We start from the raw sequence: 23,883 nt of genomic DNA, 5'->3' as shown, positions 1-23,883 counted from the left end.
GTCAGGAGGCCGCGGCGAGGGCCTCGCGGGCGGCGCCAAGGGCCGGGACCGGCTCGGCGAAGCGCCGGGCGTGTGCCAGGGCGGGGATCCGCTGCCGTGCCTCGGCGACTTTGGCCGGATCGATCTCGGCGGCGATGAAGCCCGGCCCGTGATCGTCGCCCTCCGCCAGGACCTCGCCCCAGGGATCGACGATCAGGGAGTGGCCGTAGCTGTAGCTGCCGACGCCGTGGTCGCCGTACTGGCAGGGCGCGAAGACGTAGCTGCCGGTCTCGATCGCGCGGGCGCGCTGAAGCACGTGCCAGTGGGCCTGGCCGCTGGTGCGCGTGAACGCGGCCGGGGTTGCCAGGTAGAGCGCGCCGGCCTGCGCCAGGCTGTGATAGAGCTGCGGAAAGCGCACGTCGTAGCAGACCGACAGGCCGAGCGGGCCCCAGGGCGTCTCGGCCAGCACGGCCTGCTCGCCCGGTGCCACCGTGGCCGACTCGCGGTAGCTCTCGCCGCCCTCGAGATCGACGTCGAAGAGGTGGATCTTGTCGTAGGTCGCGGCGATGCCGCCCTTGTCATCGACCAGATAGGAACGGTTATTGACCTTGCCGCCATCCGTGGTCACCGCGAGGGAGCCCAGGAGCAGCCAGGCCTCGAGCTCCCGCGCGAGGTTCCTGAAGCGCGGCAGCGCCGGATGCGCCTCTTCCGTGAAGGGCGTGGAGATCAGCAGACCGTCGATGACGTCCAGGCTGGTGAAGTACTCTGGCAGGCAGATGAGCCGGGCGCCGGCATCCTGGGCGTCGCGCACCAGGTCCTCGGCCTCGGCCATGCTGGCTTCCATGTCGCCGGTGGCGCCGTTCTGAACGCAGGCGACGGTGAACTTTCCGGTCATGTCGGCTCCTCCTCGCAGCCGCGACAGTATAGGTGAGCGCCGCGCGCCCGCAATGCCCCCCGGTTACCCGGGCTGCCCGCCGAACCGCTCCGTGACGACCGCCGGCAGATCGGCGATCGACTCGATCCGGGCATCGGGCACGACGCTCGGATGCTCCAGGTCGGCCGCCGTGAACTTGCCGGTCCGGACCTGCACCGCCCTGATCCCGGCGCTCTGGGCTCCGCCGATGTCGGCCTCGATGTCGTCGCCGACCATCACGGCCTCGTCGGCCGCCACGCCCAGGTCGTCCAGTGCCTGCTGGAAAAAGGCGGCGGCCGGCTTGCCGACGACCACGGCCTCGACTCCCGCCGCGTACTCAACGGCCGCGACGAAGGGACCGGCATCCAGCGCGATCGCGTCGCCGCGCCGGCACCGCCGGTTCTTGTGCAGGGCGATCAGGCGCGCGCCGTCATGGACCAGTCCGAAGATCAGGTTGAGTCGGTCCCAGTCGTAGCCCTTGTAGAGGTCGCCCATGACCACGGCGTCGACCGGGCCCTCGCCGCGGACCTCTAGACCGGCGAAGTCCTCGGCGGTCTCCGGCGGCGCGGCCAGGTGGATGCGGCGGCAACCCCAGGACCCCAGCAGGCCGCGCGCCGCGGCGAGCGGGGTAAAGAGCTGCGATACTTCGACGGCGAGGCCGATGCCTTGGAGCCGTTGCAGCACGCCGGCGCGGGAGGTCGTGGTCGTGTTGGTCAGGAAACGCAAGGCCAGGCCGCGTTCGCGCAGCGCGGCGAGCGTTTCGGCGCAGCCCTCGATCGGCCGCCCCTCCTGGTAGAGGACGCCTTCCAGATCCATGAGGACCGCCCGCAGCGGCATCCGGCCTTTCCTCGCTCGCTGTCTTCTGCCAAGCCTGGCGGATAAGTCTAGAGCGGATCATGTTTGGCCGGAACCACTCATGGTTTCGGCCAAACATGTGGATCCGCTCTACATCCTAGAATGAGAGCAGATTCACGCGATTGAATGGATCGCCCCAGGCGACTCCATTCAATCACGATCTGCTCTAGCGCAGGGACCGCCATGTCCGGAACGAGCTTTGAACTCTCCATCGAAGACCTGCTCGAGCGGTTCCCCCGATTCCAGGTCGCCTTCGCCCTGGTCCGGGGCATGAAGCCGGGCGACACGCCGGGGATCGGGGCCCTTCAGCGCGAGGCCGAGGCGCGCGGGCGCGACCGCCTGGCCGGGCGCGAGGTCGCCGACCTGGTCGAGATCCGGGACTGGCGCGCGGCCTACCGGGCGTTCGGCTGCAAGAAGACCAGCTACAGGAACTCCTGCGAGGCCTTGCTGAGGCGCCTGCGCAGCGACGCGGGGCTGCCCTCGGTCCTGCCCCTGGTCGATCTCTACAACGCCCTCTCGGTCAAGCACCTGGTCCCGATCGGCGCGGACGACGTCGAGAAGCTGGCGCCGCCGCTCGCCTTCCGCTTCGCCCGGCCCGGCGACGGCTTCCTCGATCTGGCCAGGGATCCGCCGGAGAACGACCATCCGGCCGTCGGCGAGGTGGTCTACACCGATTCCGAGAAGTGCCTCTGCCGCCGCTGGAACTGGCGCCAGGATGCGCGCAGCCGGATCCGGCCGGGAACCCGCGACGCCGCCGTCGTGATCCAGACCCTGGCCCCCGACGGCGCCGAGCGCCTGGCGCGGGCGGCGCAGGAGCTGGCCTCGCTCGCCGCGGCCGATCTGGGCGCGACCTGCCGGTGGGCCATTGCCTCTGCGGCCGAGCCGAAGATCGTGGTCAGCGGATAGTCGGGCGCTCGCCGAGACGCTCCCTCAGCCACCCGGAGAAGGCCGAGACGGAAGGCTCCAGCTCGGCATAGGGCCCTGGCCGCGACAAGGGCGACGCGATCCCGGCCTGCTGCTCCTCCAGGACCGCGATGTCCTCGGCGATCGCCGTATCGAGACGGTGGTAGTAGGCCTCGGCCCGGGTCTCGAAATCCGGCAGCTCCGTGCTCGAACGCGGGAAACAGACGCTCTGGACGATCCGGCTCCGGGCCGGGGTGATCGGCGTCGCCTCGTAGATCCAGGCGCAGTCCCGCGCCAGCGCGAAGGTCATCGAGGGGAACACCCAGGTGTAGCGCGTCCCCTCCCGATTCCGGCCGCCGAGGCTGGGCATCGAAGGCAGGGCCTCGCCCTGGTCGTCGGCGAGCAGCGCGCTTGCGCCGTCGTGGGTGCCGAACTGGCTGACGAAGCAGCCCGTGGCCTCGTCGAGCCCATCCGGCCGATCATAGATCCCGCCGATCGAGCCCGGATGCACGAAGGGAAGGTGATAGTATTCGTTGAAGACGTCGAGGAAGAGCTTCCAGTTGCAGTCCACCTCGAAGGACCGGCGCCGCGTGGTCACCAGATCAGCCGGCGCCCAGGGCGCCAAGACGTCGCTCAAGTTACCAAGCCATTCGTCCAGGCTTGGGGCTTCCTGATCGCAACAGAGAAAGACGAAGCCGTCGCGCAGGGCGACGCGGAGCGGCACCAGGCCGTAGTCCTCGGCCGCGAAGCCTGGGCTCCGGGTCATGCGCGGTGCGGCGGTCAGCCGGCCGTCGAGCCCGTAGCGCCAGCCGTGGAATGGACAGACGATGGCGCGGCAGGCCCCCTGCCCTTTCAGCAGCCGCGTGCCACGGTGGCGGCAGGAATTGGCGAAGGCCCGCAGTGCGCCGGACTCGTCGCGCAGCACCAGGACCGCCAGGCCCGCTGGATCGACCGCGAGGTAACTGCCGGGTTCGGGCCAGAGGTCCTCGCGTCCGATCCCGATCCAGGACCGCGCGAAGAGCTGGGCGCGCTCCCGGGCGAGGTAGCTCTCCGCGCTGTACCACGCGGAAGGCAGGGACAGCGCTGTCACGCGCTCTTTCCCTGAGCGTGGAAGTGGTAACCCAGGACGTTGAGCAGGAGCTGGGCGGCCAAGAAGGCCGTCGTGCCGGTCCGGTCGTAGTCCGGCGCGACCTCGACCAGGTCGATGCCGACGATCTCGCCCCGGGCCGTCAGACCCTGCAGCAGCTCGAGGACCTCGTAGTAGAGGAAACCGCCATGACTGGGCGTGCCGGTCCCCGGCGCGATCGAGGGATCGAAGCCGTCGATATCGATGGTGCAGTAGTAGCGGACACCCGAGGGGATCCGTTTGAGAACGGCTTCGACGCCGAGGCGGCGGAAATCGCGCACCGACAGGATGTCTGAGCCGGCCCGGCGCGCCGCTTCGTAGTCCGCCCGGTTGGACGAGGAGACGTGGCGGATGCCGAGCTGGGTAAAGCCGGTGACGTGCTTCAGCTCCGATGCGCGACGGAGCGGATTGCCGTGCCCGTAGCGCACCCCGTGGCGCTCATCGACGAAGTCGAGATGCGCGTCGACGTGGATGATGTGTACCGGTTCCTGTTCGGAAAAGGCGCGGATGCAGGGGATGTGCACCGAATGGTCGCCGCCCAGCACCACCGGCAGGGCGCCGGCGGCCAGGATCTTGCGCACCGCGTGCTCGGCGTTGTCCAGGCTGCGGATCGTGTCGGTGTGGATCATGTCGGCGTCGCCGACGTCGACGATGCGGACCTGGTCGAGCGGCAGATAGGTGACGTCGTCCTCGAAGTCGTAGGCACCGGCGTGGCCGAAGCTGTATAGGGTCGAGGCTTCCCGGATGGCGCGCGGACCGAAACGGGCGCCGGCACGGAACTGCGTGCCCATGTCGAAGGGAATGCCGAGGATCGCCGCGTCGGCGTCGATCGCCTCCCAGTCGAGGCAGGCCGGCCGCTTGGCGAAGGTCGCGTGGCCGACGAACGGCAGGTCGAGCCGGCCCTTGTCGTAAAGGTTCTCCGTCATGCCGCCTCCTTTTTCCGCCCGGTGCATGGCCCGGGTCCGACAAGGGTCACAGCTTATGGCGGCGGTCGCAACCGGGAAGCGGGGTCACAGGGAGAGCCAGCGGGTCAGGAAGTCATCGAACCATGCGGCCATGGCGGCGTCGTGTCGCCGGGCGTCGGCCAGCTGGCGCTCTCGGGAATGGGCTCCCGGGGCCTCCAGGGAAGCCGAAGCTTCAGTCATCCAGCGTTCAATCACCGAGGGCGAGACCTCGGGATGGAACTGGAGGCCGTAGGCCGACGGGCCGAAACGGAAGGCCTGATTCGGGAAATCCGGCCCCGTCGCCAGCAGTTCGGCGCCCGCTGGCACATCGAAGCCTTCCTTATGCCAGTGATAGAAATGGATCGAGCGGTCGAGAAAATCCCGTGCGGCCGGGGTCGGTTCGATTTCGACGTAGCCGATCTGGTGCTGGCCCTCGGGGTGGGGCCCGACCTCGGCGCCCAGCGCCCGGGCCAGGAGCTGGCCGCCCAGGCAGATCCCCAGGTATGGATGCCCGGCATCGACCCAGTCGCCGATCCAGGCGAGCTCGGCCTGGAGGTAGGGACGGTCGTGGTCTTCGCTCAGGTTCTCGGTCCCGCCGTAGACCACGACGGCGTCGTAGGCTGCCCGCCTGGCGGGAAGCGCGTCCCCCTTCCCGGGGCAGAGCCATTCGATCGCGCAGCCGCGCTCCTCGAACCAGCGCGACGCGCGGTCGTCCCGTTGCCCTACCGGGTGGTCGATCAGCAGAATTCGCTTCGGCATGGCTCAGTCCGCCCTTGTCCGCGCAACCAGAAAGGCGTCCATGTGGAACCGGGCCTGATCCGGCCGGTAATGCCATGACGTCCCGACCGGACAGGCGCGCCGCGCCCGGCAGCCGAGCTCCAGGCAGTCCGCCCCTTCGGGAGCCCGGACATGGGCCACGCAGGCCGGCACGTCGTAGCCTCCCGCGCCGAAGGCGGCCACCGGGCAGACCGAGAGACAGGGTTTTTCCTCACAGGTGTCACACGGCCGCGCAACCGGCGCCCAGGGCGCAAGATCGAGCGGCTCTGCGAAGGCGAGCGCGCCGCGATAGGCGTGCCACAGCCCATAGTCCGGGTGGATCAGGATACCGAGCGGCGACTCAGCGACGGGTCCCGCGCGCTTGGCCCAGGCAACGAAGGGGTGATAGGGCGGGCCACCGAAGGGATAGAGCCCCGCCGCGCCGAGGTCGTCGGCCAACTGCCCGATCACTCGCCGGCTCCAGCGGTCGAGGGCATCGGGCTGCCCGTCCCCGCTCTCCGGCGCCGCCTGGAAGGCCAGCCACATCGCGGAACCGACGTTGCCAAGCAAGACCAGGCTGCGCGCCGGACGGCCCGCCACCGCCGGCACGCGGTCTTCCTCGTGCGGATGGAAGGCGCCGCAGACCACGAGGCCGGCAGCGCCGGCCGCTCGTTCGACCGTTTCGATGTCCATGATTTCGCATAAGCGAGAAATCATGTCAGTTCAACCGCGACGGCTCGCTCCGGGCGGTCGATCGCCCGCGACACGGCGTGCGGCTAGCGGTTGTCGCTCAGCAAAAAAAGTGTCACACACAAAGGGATGCAGGCGGCGGGGCAGCAAAGGGAATAAAGCAAAGGTGTCCCAAGGGTTCGAAACCCGACCGGGCGAGGCTCGTCGAGACAAAGCGGACTCCCGAGAGCAGCCGACGCGCCGCGTCAGCCCGTCACAGCGGGATAGCCCCCAGGTTTTCGGGTTCTACCTGATCCCCAAGTTCTCCATGTTAACCTTCACGTCGGCGGTCGAGCCGCTGCGCTGCGCCAATCGCCTGGCAGGGCAGGATCTCTACGCCTGGCGGCTGTTCTCGGAGCAGGGCGGGCCGGTGGCGGCCTCGAACGGTATCGAGCTTCTCACAGAAGGCGATATGGACGAACCGGGCCCCCTCGACCATCTCATCGTGGTCGCCGGGCTCAGCGTCGAGAAGTACGACGACAAGCGGCTGTTCGCCTGGCTCAGGCGCCTCGACCGCACCGGCTGCCGGGTCGGGGCGCTCTCTACCGGCAGCTATATCCTCGCCCGGGCCGGCCTGCTGGACGGCTACCGCTGCACCATACACTGGGAGAACCTCGCCGGGTTCCAGGAGGTCTTCAGCCACCTAGACATCACCGGCGAGCTCTACGAGATCGACCGCAACCGGATGACCTGCTCCGGCGGCACCGCCGCCCTGGATATGATGCTCTCGATCATCGCGGTCGAACACGGCCGTGACCTTGCGACCCAGGTGGCCGAGCAGTTCATCCACGAGAGGATCCGGGACCAGCGGGACCAGCAGCGCATGGGCCTGCGCAGCCGCCTCGGCATCAGTCACCCGAAGCTGCTCCAGGTGATCGCCCTGATGGAGGAGAACCTGGAAGAGCCCGTGCCACGGTCTGAGCTGGCGCGGCGGGCCGGCATGTCGACCCGGCAGCTCGAGCGGCTGTTCCGCAAGTATCTCTCGAGAACGCCGACGCGATACTACCTGGAGCTCAGGCTCTATCGCGCGCGGACCTTGCTGGCCCAGACCTCCATGTCGGTGCTTGACGTGGCGCTGGCCTGCGGCTTCGTTTCCGCCTCCCACTTCTCCAAGTGCTACCGGGAATTCTTCAATCGAACACCCCGGGAAGAGCGCTTATTGCCCACTTAATAGAAATAATTTTCGCATTATTTGAGATACTTCTGCCCTTTTCTTAATTTTTCCTTATAGAACTTTTGGTTCACTCGACACAATCTTTTCACCCGCCTGGGGACCGCGCCCGTGCATCTTTTCCGTCAGTTTCTCAGAGATGAATCAGGGGCAACTGCGATCGAGTATGCCTTGTATCTGGGGCTGATCGCGGTGGTGATCGTCGGTTCCCTGAACTCCTTGAGAGAAGGCATGATCGAGATGTACGACTTCGTGTCTTCCGAGGTCAACGATAACATCGACTTCTAGATTAAGACGTTCTGGCCTGGCGCCGGCCATCAACCCGCCATCTATTCCTTCTCTGCCCGATCGAACGCCGTCGCTCGCGGCACAGAGGTGATTCGCGACCGGCCCCCGCCGATTCCGGCTTGTCACTTGCAAGCCCGATGCGTGTAGGCTCGTAGCCGGTAATCTTCAGACCGCAGCCGCGAGCCGGAACCATGGCGAAATCCCGCCGCTTCAAGCTTCGTCCGGGCAGACTGACCCTGTCCGACCTCTATGCATTTTGGCGCGGCGCCTACGCCGGGGTCGCCGTGACGCCCGACGCCTGGCCCAGGGTCGAGGCCTCGGCATCAGCCGTGCAGGCGGTATCGCGCGACGGCGGCCAAGTCTACGGCATCAATACCGGCTTCGGCAGCCTCGCCAGTACCAGCATTCCGCACGACCAGCTCTCGGAGCTTCAGCGCCGCCTGGTCCTTTCCCACTGCGCCGGTGTCGGCGAGCCGCTTTCTCCCCGGGTAACCGCCCTCACCCTGGTGCTCAAGATCAACGCCCTGTCCAGAGGCTACTCCGGGATCCGTCGCGTCGTGATAGAGCGGCTGGTGACCCTCTACAACGCGGGAGCGCTGCCCGTCGTGCCGGCCCAGGGTTCGGTCGGCGCGTCGGGCGACCTGGCTCCCCTCGCTCACCTCTCGGCCCCTCTGATCGGCCAGGGTGAGGTCATCCTCGAAGGCGAGCGCATGGTGGCCGCGGCGGCCCTGCAACGGCTCGGCCTGGAGCCCCTGACGCTCCAGGCCAAGGAGGGGCTTGCTCTGCTCAACGGGACCCAGGTCTCGACGGCCCTTGCTCTGGCGGGCCTCTTCGCGGGCCTCGATGCCTTCGCCGCCGCCCTGGCCGCCGGGGCGCTCGCCGTGGACGCCGTTCTAGGCAGCGATACGCCTTTCGACCAGAGGATCCACGCGATCAGGGGTCAGCCCGGCCAGATTACCACCGCCGCCGTGCTGAAGGCCTTGCTGCACGGCAGCGCGATCCGCGGTTCGCACCTGACCTGCGACAGGGTACAGGACCCCTACTCGCTGCGATGCCAGCCCCAGGTCATGGGCGCCGCCCTCGACATGCTGGGCGCCGCCGCCGAGATGCTGGGACGTGAGGCCAACGCGGTCTCGGACAATCCGCTGGTCTTCGCGGACGACGGCGAGATCCTCTCGGGCGGCAATTTCCACGCCGAGCCGGTCGCCTTCGCGGCCGATATGGCCGCCATCGCCCTCAGTGAGGTGGGCGCCCTGTCGGAACGGCGAACCGCCATGCTGACCGACGCCCACCATTCGAGCCTGCCGCCCTTCCTGATCGCGGACCCTGGCATCAATTCCGGCTTCATGATCGCCCACGTGACCGCCGCGGCGCTGGCAAGCGAGAACAAGCTCCTCGCCCAACCGGCCAGCGTCGACAGCCTGCCGACCTCGGCCAACCAGGAAGACCACGTCTCCATGGCCACCCACGGCGCCAGGCGCCTGAACACCATCGACGAGCACCTCAGGTCGATCATCGCGATCGAGCTTCTGGCCGCGGCTCAGGGCATCGATCTGCGCAAGCCCCTGGCCACCGCGCCGCGCCTGGTCGAGGTCATGAAGGCCGTGCGGGAACGCGCCTCGTTCCTGGAAGCGGACCGGCCACTCTCGCCGGATATTGCCGCGACGGCCGATTTGATCGAGAGCGGCTGGTTCCTCGATTTCATATGGCCGGACGCAGCAAGCCGCCCGATTCTGATGACTTAATCTTTGACTAAATTTAATAATCTTTTTATACTATGCTTAATAGACATATGGCGGTCTTCTTCCCGGCCCGGACCCGTCTTATTGGACCGGACCGCTGGCGGGGAACCACGGGAAAACTTGAGGGGCAATCAGAAATTGGCATCGCTCGGCACCACAGAGAAAGTCGTTCCCCTGGTTCAACCGGCGGAGAGAGACATGGCAGCAACGTCTCTCGACAGCCAGGCGGTTCATCTTCTTCGCTGCGCGCACAAGCGGGCCTCCGCCCTCTTCGTCGCGGAGTTGGGAGAGAAGAACCTCACGCCGGCTCAGTACCTGGCCATCACCCGGCTGTACGATCTGAAACGGGTCTCCCAGAACCAGCTCGGCCGCATGACGGCCATGGATCCGGCGACCATCCAAGGGGTGGTGCAGAGGCTCATGGGACGCGGCCTGGTCGAACGCCATCCGGACGAGAACGACCGCCGGCGGGTCATGCTCTGCCTGACGAGCGCCGGGCGGGCCGCGGTCGAAGAGATCAAGGACCAGATCACCGCGATCAACGACCGCATTCTCCAGCCGCTTTCCCGCGGCGAGCGAGAGCACTTCATTCGACTTCTCAGGCGTCTCGGCTAACCGTCTGTCCAAAAAACGTTTTACGCGACCGGCCCGCCGCGAAAAAGATCGCGGCGGCTACGGCGCGGTAGGAGCCGTTCGGGTCAGCGGACCTGCTCTAGCCCTCGACGGTCCAGGTGTGGCCGGCGCGCAGCAGCTCGGCAACGTTCGCCGTGCCGACGGACGCGCGCGCCGCGGCGCCGTCCCCTGCTAGGAGCTGATCGTAGCTCGGGCTGGGATCGCAATAGATCACGCCCAGGGCCACCGGGAAGTTCGGCGGCTCGAGGGCGGCGAGCATTGCGGCCAGGACGGGATCCGTCTCGTCGTGGCGAAGCAGATCCTGCTCACCGACACCGCCGCCCAGCGTGACCACCTCGAGCTTGAGGCTGTTGGGCTTCAGCATCAGCCCCTTGTCCCCGTCCTTGCCGAACACCAGCGGCTCGCCGTGGCGGAGATGAAGCTGGGCCTCCTCGGCCCGGTCGCGGTCCGTGATCGCCGCATGGACCCGGTCGTTGTAGACGATGCAGTTCTGCAGGATCTCGATGAAGGACGTGCCCCTGTGGTCGCGCGCCCGTTTCAGCAGATCGGGCAGACGCTTTTGCTGGGTATCCACGCCGCGCGCAACGAAACGGGCGCCGGACCCGAGCGCGAAGGCGGCCGCCGAAATCGGCCGTTCCATCGAGCCAGCCGGCGTCGAGGGCGACCGGGTGCCGGCCCGCGAGGTCGGGGAGTACTGGCCCTTGGTCAGCCCGTAGATCTCGTTGTTGAACAGGAGGAACTGGACATCGACGTTGCGCCGCAGAAGGTGCAGCAGATGGTTGCCGCCGATCGACAGCGCGTCGCCGTCACCGCTGACCACCCAGACGTCGAGCTCCGGTCGGGTCAACTTGATCCCGGTCGCGATCGCCGCCGCGCGCCCGTGTATGGTGTGGAAGCCGTAAGTGTTCAGGTAATAGGGGAACCGCGCGGCGCAGCCGATTCCGGAAACGAAGACCGTGTTCGCGGGGTCCGCCTGGACCTGTGCGAGGCAGTGCTGGACCGATTTCAGAATCGCGTAGTCGCCGCAGCCTGGGCACCAGCGGACTTCCTGATCGGAGGCATAGTCCTTGGCGGAGAGCGCCGGCGGTGTCGCAACGTTCATGTGCCGGCCTCCGTTCGCTCGTCGATAGCCGCCTCGATCTCGGTGATCATGAAGGGCTTGCCCGCTACCTTGTTGAGCCCCTCGGCGGGCAGCAGGTAGGTGCTCCGCAATAGGGCCAGAAGCTGTCCGCAGTTCATTTCGGGAACCAGGACGCGATCGAACTTCGCGAGCAGCGCCCCCAGGTTCGTCGGAAGCGGCCAGAGGTGCCGCAGATGGATGTGCGAGACCGCGCGACCCTCGGCGCGCTTGTTCGACACGGCGCGCGAGATCGGACCGTAGGTCGAACCCCAGCCGACCACGGCGAGCCGGCCGCCGCCCTCGCCCTGATCGACCGCTTGATCGGGGATCTCCTTGGCAATGCCGGCGATCTTGGCTGCGCGCAGCTCGGTCATGCGCTGGTGGTTCTCGGCGTCGTAGGACACATCGCCGCTGGCCGCGTCCTTCTCCAGGCCGCCGATCCGATGCTCCAGACCCGGGGTGCCCGGCACCGCCCAGGGCCGCGCGAGCGTCTCGGGATCCCGGGCATAGGGCCGGAAGCCCTCCGGATCCTGGTGAAACCGTGCCGGGAACCGCGGTATGGCGTCGAGATCGGGGATGCGCCAAGGCTCCGAGGCGTTGGCGATGTAGCCGTCGGACAGCACCATGACGGGGGTCATGAAGGTCACCGCCAACCGGACCGCCTCGATCGCGACAGCGAAACAGTCGCCGGGAGACGAGGCGGCGATCACCGCCATCGGGCTGTCACCACTGCGCCCGAACAGTGCCTGGTTCAGGTCGGACTGCTCGGTCTTGGTCGGCATGCCCGTCGAGGGGCCGGCCCGCTGCGAATTGATAACAACGAGCGGCAGCTCGGTCATGACCGCCAGCCCCAGGGCCTCGCCCTTCAGCGCGATCCCGGGCCCGGAGCTCGAGGTCACCCCGATGCCCCCGGCATAGGACGCGCCGATCGCCGCGCAGGCCGCCGCGATCTCGTCCTCGGCCTGGAACGTTAGGGCGCCACGGCCCTTGAGCCCGGCCAGAACGTGGAGGATCTGCGAAGCCGGCGTGATCGGGTAGGAGCAGAACGTCAGCGGCAGCTCGGCGAACTGCGCTCCCGCCACCAGGCCGTAGGCCATGGCCTCGGTACCGGTGATGTTGCGATAGAGCCCAGGCGGGATCTTGGCCACCGGCACGACGAACCCGCCAATATCCCTAGGCAGCTCCGCGGTCTCACCGAAGGCGTGGCCGGCGTTGAGCGCCGCGATGTTGGCGGCCGCCAGGTCGGGGCGCTGAGCGAACTTAGCGGTCAGCCACTCGGTGGTTGGAAGCCGGTCCCGGTCGTACAGCCAATAGACGAGGCCCAGCGCCCAGAAGTTCTTGCACCTAAGCCCTTCCTTCTTCGACAGCCCCTGTTCGCGAACAGCTTCGAGCGTGAGGCTGGAGATGTCGAAAGGCAGAACCCGGTAAGCGGAGAGCGTATCGCCGTCCAGGGGATTGGCCTCGTAGCCCGCCTTGCGCAGGTTCCTTTCCCCGAACGCGCCCACATCGGCGATGATCAGTCCCCCGGGCTTGAGGTCCGGCAGGTTGACCTTCAGCGCAGCCGGATTCATGACGACCAGCACGTCGGGCTGGTCGCCCGAGGTCTTGATGTCGCGGGCGCCGAAGTTGATCTGGAACGCCGAGACGCCGAACGTCGTGCCGGCGGGGGCGCGAATCTCGGCCGGATAGTCCGGGAAGGTCGCCAGGTCGTTGCCGCTTAGCGCCGTCGAGAGCGTGAACTGACTGCCCGTGAGCTGCATGCCGTCGCCGGAATCACCGGCGAAACGAACCACGGAGGATTCGACTACCTGCCGTGCACGGGCGGCACCTTTAAGCGCCGCAGAGACGTCCATACCCTGTAACTCTCCCGGGGCCCCAACGCCGCGGCCCTCGATGCCGCGCGTAGCGTGATATAGAGTGCCGACGGCCTATTGTCACGATCAAGTTTGCGGCTCGGACTGCGCCAAGACGTCGAGCATCTCGGAGAGTCGGGTCAGCTTCCTGCGCGGGGCGCCCGGCGGTGCGGCGGCGATCTCCCAGGCCTCCAGACGCTTCCAATCGGCGAAGGAGACCCAGCCTGCGGTGCTCTCTTGCAGCAATCGGACCAGCTCCCGTCGACCGGGCTTGCCGCCGCTGCCGACGTCTTCGGCGATCTGGGTCGCGACGGCGGCGCCGTCCGGCTTGTTGCTGCCGATCACGCCGACCGGGCCCCGCTTGGCCCAGCCGACGACATAGAAGCCGGTCGAGATCCGCCCGTCGCGGTGCGCAACGTGGCCCTTCTCCAGCAGCAATCCCGGAATGGCGGGTGTGCGGTAGCCGATCGCCGCCACCAGCAGTCCGCAGGGCAGATCGAAGAACTGCCCGGTTCCGATCGCGCGTCCGTTTTCCAAGCGCGTGCGCTCCAGCCGCAGCGCCGTGATTCGGTCGTCGCCCAGCACCTCGACCGGCTGGGCCAGGAAAAGGAAATGCAGGTGCTTTCCCTGCGCCTTCGGTGGGCCCTCGGCCATTTGACGCAGTGTCGCCAGGTTCTTCTCGCGCAGGCGCCTGTCGCGGTCCGGCATCGTTCCGGTCACCGCGCCCGGAAGGCTCGCCTGGTCGATCACCGGACGGCAGTTCCGCAACCTGCCCATCTCGCGGAGCTCCACGTTGGTCCACTTTGCTTCCACGGGCCCGCGCCGCCCGATCAGATAGACGTCGCGAATCGGCGCTTCGTGGATGCGTCTGGCAACGTCTTCCGGCAGGTCCGTGGCGCGCATTTCCTCGGGAGTCTTGAGCAGCAACCGCGCGACATCGAGCGCGACGTTGCCATTGCCGATGATGGCGGCCGAGGTGACAGCCAGGTCGGGATCCAGGCCGCAGTGGCGCGGATGACCGTTGTACCAGCCCGCGAAGTCCGCCGAGCCGTAGACGCCCCTCTTTTCCGCGCCCGGGACCGTGAGCGGGCGGTCGAGCGGCGCGCCGACCGCGACGACCACGGCGTCGTAGAGCGCGCGCAAAGTGCCCAGCGACAGGTCGCGCCCGACCTCGACGTTTCCGAAATAGCGCACGCGCGAGTCCATGGCGGTCTTCTCGAAGGCTTTGGAGACTTTCTTGGTCTTTTCGTGATCCGGCGCGACACCGAAACGGATCAGGCCGTAGGGCGTCGGCAGAGCCTCGAGCAGGTCTATCTGACAGTCCAGGCCAGAGCGAAGCAGCGCCTCGGCTGCGTAGAAGCCGCTTGGTCCGGCGCCAACGATGGCGACAGTGACCGCCATGTCCGCTTTCGCATCTTCTCTCGCGCGAGCGGCCGTAGCCGGAGGGGCGCGAGACTCGACGTTGCCAAAGTCTCCCCTGGGTGCACTATCCTGCAACGCGTGACAAGTGCATGCTGTCGGCGGTCGGCAGCGCCGCCGACACGGTGACCGACGTGACCGACAAAAAACTCGACGACAGGAGCGACGCGACGCGAGACCCGGCAGCCGGGTCGGCGGGACGAGCGAAAAGCGATCGCCTGCTGCAGCAGATGCGCGCCGCTGTGAAAGATCACCGCGCCGGGCGCCTGGACCGGGCGATTGCGGCCTACCGCGCGATCCTGCGCGATCATCCGAACTTCGCGGAGGCCGGCCACAACCTGGCCGTAGCGCTCAGAACCCAGGGACGGCTCCCCGATGCCATCGCCTGGTGGCGCAGGGCCCTGGCCGCGCGCCCGGACTACGCGGCGGCCCACGCCGGGCTGGCATCGGCCCTGGCCGCCGCCGGACAGCAGAACGACGGCCTCCGACACGCCGTTTCCGCGGTGCGTCACGATTCAGGGAACCTCGGGCACAAGCTTCTGCTCGCGGATCAGCTCCGGCCCATGCGCTTTTCCGAGGCCAGCCCGGAAGTCGTCGCGGCGATCCTGGACTGCTTCGAGACCGACGGCATCGAGCATCAGCTGATCAGCGCCGCCGCGCTCAGCCTGTTGCGCCGGGAACCGGCGATCGCCCGAGCCTTGTCGCTCGCGGAGACCGGCACGGAGGACCTGGAGCTTGCGCTCGGCCAGGGCGCGCTGGCGGCGCTGTTCGAGAACCGGCTGCTGCACGCCGTGTTGTCGCGGTCGCTCCTCGCCGCACCGGACTTCGAGCTGCTGTTCTCCCGCTTTCGCTATTGCGCCCTACGCGGCCTTTCGGCCCCCGAATCGGCGGAAGGTCCGCCGGGACTGTTTCATGCCGATCCCGCTCTTCTCTGCGCACTCGCCAGCCAGTGCTTCCTGAACGGCTACCTATACCTCGAGAGCGAGGGCGAGCGCGCCGCCGTGGAGCCGCTCCACATGCGCCTGGGCTTCGGACCGGCCTCGGTCGCGGAACTCTGCGTCCTCGCGATGTACCGCCCGCTCCACTCGACCCGCTCCCCCGCCGCCCTCGGCAACTGGGCCAGGACCGCGCCGGAGCCGGTGCGCGCCCTTGTGCGGCAGCAACTGGACGAGCCCCTGGCCGAAAAGGCCCTGGCGCGCGAACTGCCGTCGGCGACGCCGGTGACCGACGCGATCTCTCTGGCGGTCAGGCAGCAGTATGAAACCAATCCTTATCCACGCTGGGTGTCGACCAACGCCAAGAGAGCGCGCCCGCTGGCCGCGGTGCTCGGCCGTCTGTTCCCCCACGCGGGCGGCCTGCCCGATCCGGCGCGCCCGCTGAGGGTTCTGGTGGCCGGCTGCGGCACGGGCAAGCACGCAGTCGACGTCGCCCTGCGGTTTCAGGACGCCGAGGTGTTGGCGGTCGACCTGAGCCGCCCGTCCCTCGCCTATGCCAAGCGCCGGGCCGGCGAGTTGGGGCTGGATTCGATACGCTTCGCCCAGGCCGACATCCTCTCGCTGGGTGCCCTCGGCGAGCGTTTCGACCTGATCGAATCGGTCGGCGTGCTGCACCACCTCCAAGAGCCCCTGGAAGGCTGGCGCCAGCTGCGGCGGCTCCTGGCCGATCGCGGCGTAATGAAAATCGGTCTCTACAGCGCCAAGGCCCGCCGGTCGATCGATGCCGGACGCCGCCTGCTCGCCGAGCAAGGCTTCGGCCCGCGCGACGAGGATATCAAGGCGTCACGGCGGGTGATCCTTGACTTGCCGCCCGACCACCCCGCCTCGGGCATCGCCGGCGAACTCGACTTCTACAGCCTCAGCGGATGCCGGGACCTGCTGTTCCACGCCCAGGAATGTGCCGTCTCCATCCCCGAGATCGGGTCCTGGCTGCGCGCCCTTGAGCTCCGCTTTCTCGGCTTTGAGTTGGTCGACCGCCAGACCGGCGAGGCCTACAGGAGGCGCTTTCCCCAGGATGGGGCCATGACCGACCTCGGCCTCTGGGACCGTTTCGAGAACGAGCGGCCGGACACTTTCCGGACCATGTACCAGTTCTGGTGCCAGCCCGTGTCCGCGGACCCGGGGCCGCCGCCGACCAACCGGTAAGCCCAGCCGGCAAGCCCCCGCCGGGCGCGCACTTTTTCCTTTTCGTTAACCACGGCAGTGTAGCGTCGCCCGCATGAACGCGCTCGTAAGCCCCGCGATCACAGGCCTAGCCGAGGCGGTTCCCCTCTTCCTTGTCGCTACCGGTCTTTCCATCGTGTATCGCGTCACGGGAACGGTGAACTTCGCCCAGGGTGCCTTCTTCATGATCGGCGCCTACGCCAGCTACGCCTTCGCCGGCGACGGCGACGCCTTCGGTCTGATGCTCGCCATCGTCATGGCCGCCGTTCTGGTCGGCCTGCTGGGCTTCGTGGTCGAGTTCGCCCTGATGCGGCGCACCTACCGGCTACCGCTGCCGCTGCAGCTGCTCTCGACCTTCGCCGTCGCCCTGATCGCGCAGGACATCATCATGGAGATCTGGGGTGCGGAGCCGCTGACCAGCGCCGCCGCGGCCCAGGCCGCCGGCGCTCTGCAGCAGGCGCCCGTAGCGGTCCCGGTCTCGGTTCCGACCTACGACCTAGCGCTGATCGCGATCGTTCCCGTCGTGTTGTTCATCCTCTGGTTCCTGCACGCCAAGAGCCCCTGGTCGACACACATCAGGGCCATCATCCACGACTCCCAGATGGTCGCGATCCTGGGCATCCGGAAACGCTGGATGTTCAGCTACGCGGTCATCGTCGGCGCCGCCCTGGCCGGTCTTGCGGGCGCCTTGCAGATGCCCCGGGCACCGATCCACCTTGGCATGGACGAGCAGATGCTCGCCCAGGCCTTCATTGTCATGGTCGTCGGTTCGCTCGGCAGCGTGATCGGTGCGCTGGTGGCGGCCATCGTCGTGGGGCAGCTCAGCGCCTTCGGCGGCCTCATCATGCCGGGCGGTTCGGCGGTGCTGCTGTTCCTGGTCATCGCGATCTTCGTCGCCGCTCGGCCGCAAGGCCTGTTCGGCGGTGTGCAGGCGCCGCCCGAGCGCTCTTACGGTGCCGGCGACCGGCCGCCGACCCTGCCGCGGATCGTCTTCCTGACCATCTTCATCGGCGCCCTGATCATGCTGGCTGCCGTGCCGCTGGCCAACAATCCCGACCTGTTGCTGGTCGCCAACGAGATCCTGATCTTCGTCCTGTTCGCCGCCTCACTCCAGTTCCTCATCGGCCAGGGGTCGATGGCGTCATTCGGACACGCCCTCTACCTCGGTCTCGGGGCCTACGCCTCGGCGGTCCTGGTACGCTACTTGGCGCTGCCCTTGGAGTCGGTGATCGTTCTGGCACCGGTCGCGGCGACCTTGGGCGTCTTGTTGATCGGCTGGTTCTCGGTCCGGCTGTCGGGCGTCTACCTGGCAATGCTGACCCTGGTTTTTGCTCAGCTGGGCTGGTCGGTCTCGCAGTTCTTCGCCGCGACGGCGAACGGCGGAGACCTGCTGCTGTCCGGCACGGCGCCGGTGGCACTGTTTCCCGATCAGCGCATCTTCTACGGCATGACGCTGGCCCTCGTCGTCTTTGCCTTGATCCTGATCAGGCAGGTGTCGCAATCGCCCTTCGGCCTCGCCCTGCGGGCCTGCCGCGACTGTCCCGAACGGGCCGCGGCGCTCGGCCTCGACATGACCGGCCTACGCTGGACAGCGACAATCCTGGCCGGCGTCTTCGCCGGTCTCGCGGGCGGCCTCCTGGCCTACCTGAAATCCCAGAACCTGCCGGACATCGCGCCAGTCGCCGCTTCGACCGAGGGGCTCGTCATGGTGCTGCTGGGCGGCATTCAAACCATGCTCGGCCCGATCGTCGGCGCGACCATCTACACGACTCTCAAGTCGCTCCTGGTCACCAACACGGAGTTCTGGCGGCTCTTGATCGGGCTGATCATCATCGCCTTCGTCCTGCTGCTGCCCCGCGGCCTGATCGGCGGTCTGAGCCAGCTCATGGGGTCGCGACGATGAGCGCACTCTTCGCGGTCGAGGACCTGACCAAGCGATTTGGCGGCCTGCTCGCGGTCGACGAGGTGTCCTTCGAGATGCTGTCGAGCGATGTCATGGCGGTGATCGGCAAGAACGGCGCCGGGAAGTCGACCCTGTTCAATTTGGTGACCGGGAAGCTGTCTGCCGACAAAGGCAAAGTGAAATACCGCGACCAGGAGATCACTCACTTCAGTCCGAAGCACCTGTTCCAGATCGGTATCGGCTGCACCCACCAACGCCCGGCCGTCTTCGCTTCCATGACCGCTTTGGAAAACGTCCAGCTCTCGATTTTCGCCAGCGAGAAGCGGGCCGGCGCCATGTTCGAGGCCGCCAAGGATCTCTACGTCGAGGATTCGACAAAGTTCCTGGAGACTTACGGCATCGAGCACTTTGCCGACACGGTCGCCGGCGAACTCACGATCGGTCAACAGAAGCGTCTCGAGATCGCCATGGTCATGGCGCACTATCCCCGCCTGCTGATCATGGACGAGCCGACCGCAGGCCTGCCCGCCGCGGAACGCGCCGACTTCATGGAGCTCTGCATGGAGACGACGCTGCGCGAGGGCTGTGCCCTGTTCTTCCTGGAGCGCGATCTCGATATGGTGTTCCGGTTCGCCGGGCGCGTCCTGGTGATGAACCACGGCATGGTCGTGGCCGACGGAACACCGTCCGAGATGCGGGACAACGCGATCGTGCGCGATCTTTACCTCGGCTACTCGTTCGAGAACCTGGAAATCGCGAATGCTCAGAATATCCGACATTGATGTCTTTCGCGGCGCGACCCAGGTGATCCACGGCCTCAACCTCGAGGTCGCGGAAGGTCAGGTGGTGGCCCTGCTGGGGCGCAACGGTTCCGGTAAGAGCACGGTGCTGGACACGATCATGGGCATCGCGCCGGCCCGGCGCGGCCAGATAGAGTTCCGCGAGCGATCCATCGCCAGGCTGGTGCCCCAGGTCATCGCCCGGCGCGGGATCGGCTACATGCCCGACACCTGCCGGCTGTTCCCCGACCTGACGGTCATGCAGAACATCCGCCTCGGTCGGCTCGGCCGCCGCAAGGGCGTACCCGAGTGGACCCGGGACAAGCTGTTGAAGCTGTTCCCAACCCTGGACGAACTGAAGGGCCAGCGAGCCAGCCAGATCGACGGGGCCGACCGTAAGCTGGTCGCCCTGGCCCGGGCGCTCTGCGGCAATCCGCGCCTACTGCTGCTCGACGAGCCCGCCGAGTGCCTCAACTCACTCGCGGTGCAGGAGATGGCCGAGACGATCAACTTCCTCAGGGAGGAAGGCCTGACGATCCTGCTGGCCGATCAGAATCTGCGCTTCGCCGCCGCCGTCGCCGACTGGGCCTACGTGCTCGACGCCGGAAACGTCGTGGTCGAGGGCGACATGGAACAACTCGCCGCTCACGATAAGATCTGGCAGGAATTTCTCGCTGCCTGACGTCCCTTCCTGTCCTCGGACAGGGCTTCAAGCCTATGAAAAGTATAGAATTTCGGCGGCCAGCCCCGCGTTGTCGCTATTCAGCAACGATCTGTCGCGCGAGGTAAAGCGGCGACCGACTCTGAATTTTACCAACGCAGGTCTTGCGCAGTCGATGCTGCGCGCTCTTGCCGGGGACGAGCCATGTCGGACATGGACGATTTGGACCTTCGCACGCTCGACGACGACGAGCTCAACAAGCAGATGCAGGACGACCTCTACGACGGTCTCAAGGAGGAGATCGAAGAGGGTGTCCACATCTTCCTGGAGCGCGGCTGGCCACCCTATAGGATCCTGACCGAAGTGCTGGTCGAGGGCATGCGGATCGTCGGCATCGATTTCCGCGACGGCATTCTCTTCGTCCCCGAAGTGCTCCTGGCGGCCAACGCGATGAAGGGCGGCATGACGATCCTGCGTCCGCTGCTCGCCGAGACCGGCGCCGAGCAGGTCGGCAAGATGGTGATCGGCACGGTCAAGGGCGACATCCACGACATCGGCAAGAACCTGGTCGGGATGATGATGGAGGGCGCCGGCTTCGAGGTCATCGACCTCGGCATCAATAATCCGGTCGAGAACTACCTGGACGCGCTCGACGAGCACAAGCCGAACATCCTCGGCATGTCGGCCCTGCTGACCACGACCATGCCCTACATGAAGGTGGTCATCGACACGATGAAGGAAAAAGGCATCCGCGACGACTACATCGTCCTGGTCGGCGGCGCGCCCTTGAACGAGGCCTTCGCCGAGGCGATCGGCGCCGACGCCTACTGCCGGGACGCCGCGGTCGCGGTGGAAACGGCGAAGGAGTTCGTCGCACGCCGGCACAACCAGGGCAGCAAGGCCGCCGCGCAGTAGGCGCGGCGCCAGCGGGAGTCCCAGACATGGCGGAGTCCGACCCGCGCGGCGCGGCGCCGCGAACCTTGCTGATCGCTTGCGGCGCCCTGGCCCGGGAAATCGTCGACCTGATCCAGATCAACGGCTGGTCCCACATCAACGTGACCTGTCTGCCGGCGAGCTGGCACAATCGGCCGGAGAAGATCCCTGAGGGTGTGCGCGGCAAGATCAGCGAAGCCAGGGACACCTACGACAACATCTTCGTGCTCTACGGCGATTGCGGCAGCGGAGGCCTGCTCGACCGCGTGCTGGAGGAGGAAGGCGTGGAGCGCATCGAGGGCCCGCACTGCTACGCCTTCTACGCCGGCGTCGAGGCCTTTCTGTCCGAAGCCGAGCGGGACCCCACCTGCTTCTACCTGACCGACTATCTGGCCCGGCACTTCGACCGCTTGATTATCGAGGGACTGGGACTGGACCGCCATCCGGACTTGCAGCCTCTCTACTTCGGCAACTACACCACCCTTGTCTACCTGGCGCAGACCGAGAGCCCGGCCCTGCAGGCCAAGGCCAAGCAAGCGGCGGAGCGGCTCGGTCTGGCCTACCGGGAGATTCACACGGGCTACGGCGGCCTGGGCGATTTCGTCGCCCAGGCGAGCCGCGCCGGCGGGACAACCGACCCGAGCGTCTGACAGCTGCGGGCAGGAGAGGACTCGAGGGGACGGAGGGCATGGCACAGTTGATCGTCGTCTATTGGCGGGACATCCCGGCGCAGGTCATCGTTAAGGCCGGCCGCAAGGCAGCCAAGCGCCAGCTCAGCGAACGCTTCGAAAAAGCAGTCGACCGGGCGGCCATGAAGGCAAACCTGCGCGACACGGATTCCTATCTGGGCGAATGGCGGCGGGCGGATCCCGTTGACTGCGGAGACGATCTGGAGGCCGAGGCCGAAGCCTCTGCCGCGCGCTTCGAGCAAGAGTATAGTGACGAGCGGTTGAGGGGCCTGGTGTCGAACCACGGCCGCGAAGCGGACTAGGGTCTGTGGACACTTGGGGAGAGCGCCATGGCTGCCAGTGAAACCACCGTTGTCGAGTCGGGCGCGGTGTCGAAGTCCCAGATCGTCGATTTCATGGCCGGGTTCACGATCGAGACGACCCCGGGCTCGGCGCTCAAGATCCCCGACTACCGGGAGCATCTGCGGCCGGGAACCACGGTCGCCGTTACCTTCCTGCCGGGGTCCGACTTCGAGACCACTATCGAGACCGCCGCGCGCCTGCGCACCGAAGGCTTCGAGCCGGCGCCTCACATCGCCGCCCGTTCGGTGCCCAGCCGGTCCCACCTGGACACCTGGCTGCGCCGGCTGCGCGACGAGGTCGGCGTGACCGAGGTGGTCGCCCTGGGCGGCGCGGTCGACCAGCCGATCGGCGAGTTCTCCAGCTCGATGGAGGTGCTCGAGACCGGCCTCTTCGACAAGCACGGCATTTGCAAGATCGGTGTCGCCGGCCATCCGGAAGGCAGCCCCGATATCCCGGACCGGGAGCTGGAGGCCGCGATTGCCTGGAAGAACGCCTTCGCCGAGCGCAGCGACGCGGAACTCTACATCGCCACGCAGTTTTGTTTCGAGGCGGCGCCGATCATCGCCTGGGACCGCGCTCTGAGCGCCGCCGGCAACCGCCTGCCGATCCATATCGGCGTGCCGGGCCTGGCCACCTTGAAGACGCTGATCAACCACGCCAAGGCCTGCGGAATCGGTCCCTCGATGCGCTTCCTGACACGTCAGGCGCGCAACATCTCAAAGCTGATGACCGTGAACGCGCCAGACCGCCTGCTGCTCGACCTCGCCCGCTACCGCGCGCTCGATCCGGACTGCGGCATTCGCCGCGCCCACTTCTATCCCCTGGGCGGCCTCCGCCGCTCGGCGGCCTGGGCCTACGCCGTCCATGACGGCGAGTTTACCCTGCGCCGGGACGGCAAAGGCTTCGCCGTGGACCGGGAAATCCCGTGAGCGCCGGCGCCGCTGCGCGGATCGGCCAGTCCAGGTCGCGCCTGCGCCAGCCTGACGCCTCGCTCCGGCGTCAAGCTCGCGGCCTGGAACCTGCGGCCCCGGCCGGGGACCCGCCGTGGATGAAGGAGACCGGCCTGCCATGACCCGCACCGTCGTCAGCTCGCACAAAAAAGAGATCGCCATCGGCTTCGACGAGCCCTTCTGTGTCATCGGCGAACGGATCAATCCGACCGGCCGCAAGAAGCTGGCCGCGGAGATGGCGGCCGGCGACTACTCGACCGTCGAGTCCGACGCGCTCGCCCAGGTCGCGGCCGGCGCCAAGATGCTCGACGTGAACGCCGGCATTCCCCTGGCCGACGAGCCGGCAATCCTCGCGGAATCGATCAAGCTGGTGCAGTCCCTGGTCGACGTGCCCCTGTCGATCGACTCCTCGATCGTCGAGGCCCTGGAGCGTGGTCTCGAGGTCTACCAGGGCAAGGCTCTGGTCAACTCTGTGACCGGCGAAGAGGAACGGCTCGAGGTCGTGCTGCCGCTGGTCAAGAAGTACGACGCCGCGGTCGTCGCGATCTCGAACGACGAGACCGGCATCTCCGAGGATCCCGACGTGCGCTACGAGGTCGCCAAGAAGATCGTCGAACGGGCCCAGGACTACGGAATTCCCGCGGCAGACGTGGTGGTCGACCCGCTGGTCATGCCGATCGGGGCGCTGGGCAACGCCGGCAAGGCGGCGTTCCGCCTGATCCGCCGCCTGCGCGAGGAGCTTGGCGTCAACACGACCTGCGGTGCGTCAAACATCAGCTTCGGCCTGCCGAACCGCCACGCCCTGAACGGCACATTCCTGGCCATGGCCGCCGGTGCGGGGATGACCTCGGCGATCATGAATCCCATGCACGAGGAAGAGATGACCGCTATCATGGCGGCGGACGTGATGAACGGCGTCGATCTCAACTGCAAGCGCTGGCTGACCAAGTTCCGCCAGCCGGCGCCTGCGGCGATCGACGACGGGACCGGCGCGCGCGCTCGGCGGGAGCGTCGCCGCCGGCGAGGATAGCCGGAC

Annotated in this window: 23 protein-coding genes; 14 read left to right on the top strand and 9 right to left on the bottom strand. The window is 67.3% G+C overall.

All coding sequences use genetic code 11. The features are described from left to right. Nucleotide 1: 1 nt before the first annotated feature. Both QNJ67_00635 and QNJ67_00630 read right to left on the bottom strand, forming a co-directional pair. The gene (locus tag QNJ67_00635; protein MDJ0607455.1) at nucleotides 2-874 is read right to left on the bottom strand and encodes a carbon-nitrogen hydrolase family protein; all 873 of its coding nucleotides are present in this window, start codon (nucleotides 872-874) and stop codon (nucleotides 2-4) included. A gap of 63 nt (nucleotides 875-937) precedes the next feature. Beyond that, nucleotides 938-1,729, bottom strand: a complete 792-nt coding sequence (locus QNJ67_00630; GenBank protein MDJ0607454.1) for a TIGR01458 family HAD-type hydrolase — start codon at nucleotides 1,727-1,729, stop codon at nucleotides 938-940. Nucleotides 1,730-1,930: 201 nt separating this feature from the next. Here QNJ67_00630 and QNJ67_00625 point away from each other — a divergent pair, with 201 nt between their 5' ends. Beyond that, the gene (locus QNJ67_00625; protein ID MDJ0607453.1) at nucleotides 1,931-2,653 is read left to right on the top strand and encodes a phenylalanine--tRNA ligase beta subunit-related protein; all 723 of its coding nucleotides are present in this window, start codon (nucleotides 1,931-1,933) and stop codon (nucleotides 2,651-2,653) included. Here QNJ67_00625 and QNJ67_00620 read toward each other — a convergent pair. From QNJ67_00620 to QNJ67_00605, 4 genes are all read right to left on the bottom strand, one after another. After that, nucleotides 2,643-3,740, bottom strand: coding sequence for an aromatic ring-hydroxylating dioxygenase subunit alpha (locus QNJ67_00620; GenBank protein MDJ0607452.1), 1,098 nt, complete (start codon nucleotides 3,738-3,740; stop codon nucleotides 2,643-2,645). The genes QNJ67_00625 and QNJ67_00620 overlap by 11 nt on opposite strands. Then, complete coding sequence (speB, locus tag QNJ67_00615) at nucleotides 3,737-4,702, bottom strand: agmatinase (GenBank protein MDJ0607451.1); 966 nt, start codon at nucleotides 4,700-4,702, stop codon at nucleotides 3,737-3,739. The genes QNJ67_00620 and speB overlap by 4 nt, the downstream gene beginning before the upstream one ends. Nucleotides 4,703-4,786: 84 nt before the next feature. Continuing rightward, nucleotides 4,787-5,479 carry a glutamine amidotransferase gene (locus tag QNJ67_00610; GenBank protein MDJ0607450.1) on the bottom strand — a complete coding sequence of 231 codons (693 nt, stop codon included), beginning with the start codon at nucleotides 5,477-5,479 and terminating at the stop codon, nucleotides 4,787-4,789. 3 nt (nucleotides 5,480-5,482) lie between these two features. Further along, nucleotides 5,483-6,169 carry a ferredoxin gene (locus tag QNJ67_00605; GenBank protein ID MDJ0607449.1) on the bottom strand — a complete coding sequence of 229 codons (687 nt, stop codon included), beginning with the start codon at nucleotides 6,167-6,169 and terminating at the stop codon, nucleotides 5,483-5,485. 304 nt (nucleotides 6,170-6,473) lie between these two features. On the opposite strand from QNJ67_00605, the gene QNJ67_00600 reads away from it, so the two are divergent. From QNJ67_00600 to QNJ67_00585, 4 genes are all read left to right on the top strand, one after another. Then, nucleotides 6,474-7,376 carry a GlxA family transcriptional regulator gene (locus tag QNJ67_00600; GenBank protein ID MDJ0607448.1) on the top strand — a complete coding sequence of 301 codons (903 nt, stop codon included), beginning with the start codon at nucleotides 6,474-6,476 and terminating at the stop codon, nucleotides 7,374-7,376. A gap of 111 nt (nucleotides 7,377-7,487) precedes the next feature. After that, nucleotides 7,488-7,664 carry a Flp family type IVb pilin gene (locus tag QNJ67_00595; protein ID MDJ0607447.1) on the top strand — a complete coding sequence of 59 codons (177 nt, stop codon included), beginning with the start codon at nucleotides 7,488-7,490 and terminating at the stop codon, nucleotides 7,662-7,664. 191 nt (nucleotides 7,665-7,855) lie between these two features. Next, the gene (hutH, locus tag QNJ67_00590; protein MDJ0607446.1) at nucleotides 7,856-9,409 is read left to right on the top strand and encodes a histidine ammonia-lyase; all 1,554 of its coding nucleotides are present in this window, start codon (nucleotides 7,856-7,858) and stop codon (nucleotides 9,407-9,409) included. A gap of 195 nt (nucleotides 9,410-9,604) precedes the next feature. Next, nucleotides 9,605-10,021, top strand: a complete 417-nt coding sequence (locus QNJ67_00585; protein ID MDJ0607445.1) for a MarR family transcriptional regulator — start codon at nucleotides 9,605-9,607, stop codon at nucleotides 10,019-10,021. Nucleotides 10,022-10,118: 97 nt separating this feature from the next. Here QNJ67_00585 and QNJ67_00580 read toward each other — a convergent pair whose 3' ends face one another. The 3 genes from QNJ67_00580 to QNJ67_00570 form a co-directional block, all read right to left on the bottom strand. Beyond that, the gene (locus QNJ67_00580) at nucleotides 10,119-11,141 is read right to left on the bottom strand and encodes a 2-oxoacid:ferredoxin oxidoreductase subunit beta (protein ID MDJ0607444.1); all 1,023 of its coding nucleotides are present in this window, start codon (nucleotides 11,139-11,141) and stop codon (nucleotides 10,119-10,121) included. Continuing rightward, on the bottom strand, nucleotides 11,138-12,952 hold the full coding sequence (locus QNJ67_00575; protein MDJ0607443.1) for a 2-oxoacid:acceptor oxidoreductase subunit alpha: 1,815 nt from the start codon (nucleotides 12,950-12,952) through the stop codon (nucleotides 11,138-11,140). The genes QNJ67_00580 and QNJ67_00575 overlap by 4 nt, the downstream gene beginning before the upstream one ends. Before the next feature lie 147 nt (nucleotides 12,953-13,099). Further along, nucleotides 13,100-14,413: an FAD-dependent oxidoreductase gene (locus QNJ67_00570; protein MDJ0607442.1), complete on the bottom strand. Its 1,314-nt coding sequence runs from the start codon at nucleotides 14,411-14,413 to the stop codon at nucleotides 13,100-13,102. Between the two features lie 110 nt (nucleotides 14,414-14,523). On the opposite strand from QNJ67_00570, the gene QNJ67_00565 reads away from it, so the two are divergent. The 9 genes from QNJ67_00565 to QNJ67_00525 all read left to right on the top strand — a co-directional run bounded on the left by QNJ67_00565 (nucleotide 14,524) and on the right by QNJ67_00525 (nucleotide 23,877). Then, nucleotides 14,524-16,572 carry a methyltransferase domain-containing protein gene (locus QNJ67_00565; GenBank protein MDJ0607441.1) on the top strand — a complete coding sequence of 683 codons (2,049 nt, stop codon included), beginning with the start codon at nucleotides 14,524-14,526 and terminating at the stop codon, nucleotides 16,570-16,572. 73 nt (nucleotides 16,573-16,645) lie between these two features. Continuing rightward, a complete protein-coding gene (locus QNJ67_00560) occupies nucleotides 16,646-18,493 on the top strand; it encodes an ABC transporter permease (protein MDJ0607440.1) in 1,848 nt (615 codons plus the stop codon). Then, nucleotides 18,490-19,275, top strand: a complete 786-nt coding sequence (locus QNJ67_00555; GenBank protein MDJ0607439.1) for an ATP-binding cassette domain-containing protein — start codon at nucleotides 18,490-18,492, stop codon at nucleotides 19,273-19,275. Before QNJ67_00560 ends, QNJ67_00555 begins: the two co-directional genes overlap by 4 nt. After that, complete coding sequence (locus tag QNJ67_00550; GenBank protein MDJ0607438.1) at nucleotides 19,253-19,954, top strand: ABC transporter ATP-binding protein; 702 nt, start codon at nucleotides 19,253-19,255, stop codon at nucleotides 19,952-19,954. The genes QNJ67_00555 and QNJ67_00550 overlap by 23 nt, the downstream gene beginning before the upstream one ends. 192 nt (nucleotides 19,955-20,146) lie before the next feature. Beyond that, a complete protein-coding gene (locus tag QNJ67_00545; GenBank protein ID MDJ0607437.1) occupies nucleotides 20,147-20,848 on the top strand; it encodes a B12-binding domain-containing protein in 702 nt (233 codons plus the stop codon). A gap of 26 nt (nucleotides 20,849-20,874) precedes the next feature. Then, entirely contained in the window at nucleotides 20,875-21,516 is a 642-nt protein-coding gene (locus tag QNJ67_00540) for a DUF1638 domain-containing protein (GenBank protein MDJ0607436.1), read from the top strand. A 38-nt stretch (nucleotides 21,517-21,554) separates the two neighbouring features. After that, a complete protein-coding gene (locus tag QNJ67_00535; GenBank protein MDJ0607435.1) occupies nucleotides 21,555-21,857 on the top strand; it encodes a virulence factor in 303 nt (100 codons plus the stop codon). A gap of 27 nt (nucleotides 21,858-21,884) precedes the next feature. Continuing rightward, nucleotides 21,885-22,826, top strand: a complete 942-nt coding sequence (locus QNJ67_00530; protein ID MDJ0607434.1) for a methylenetetrahydrofolate reductase — start codon at nucleotides 21,885-21,887, stop codon at nucleotides 22,824-22,826. Between the two features lie 139 nt (nucleotides 22,827-22,965). Beyond that, on the top strand, nucleotides 22,966-23,877 hold the full coding sequence (locus tag QNJ67_00525; protein ID MDJ0607433.1) for a methyltetrahydrofolate cobalamin methyltransferase: 912 nt from the start codon (nucleotides 22,966-22,968) through the stop codon (nucleotides 23,875-23,877). Nucleotides 23,878-23,883 lie beyond the last annotated feature (6 nt).

The sequence above is a fragment of the Kiloniellales bacterium genome, assembly GCA_030064845.1.
Taxonomy (GTDB): Bacteria; Pseudomonadota; Alphaproteobacteria; order Kiloniellales; family JAKSDN01; genus JASJEC01.
This window is presented reverse-complemented; position numbering and strand designations above follow the sequence as displayed.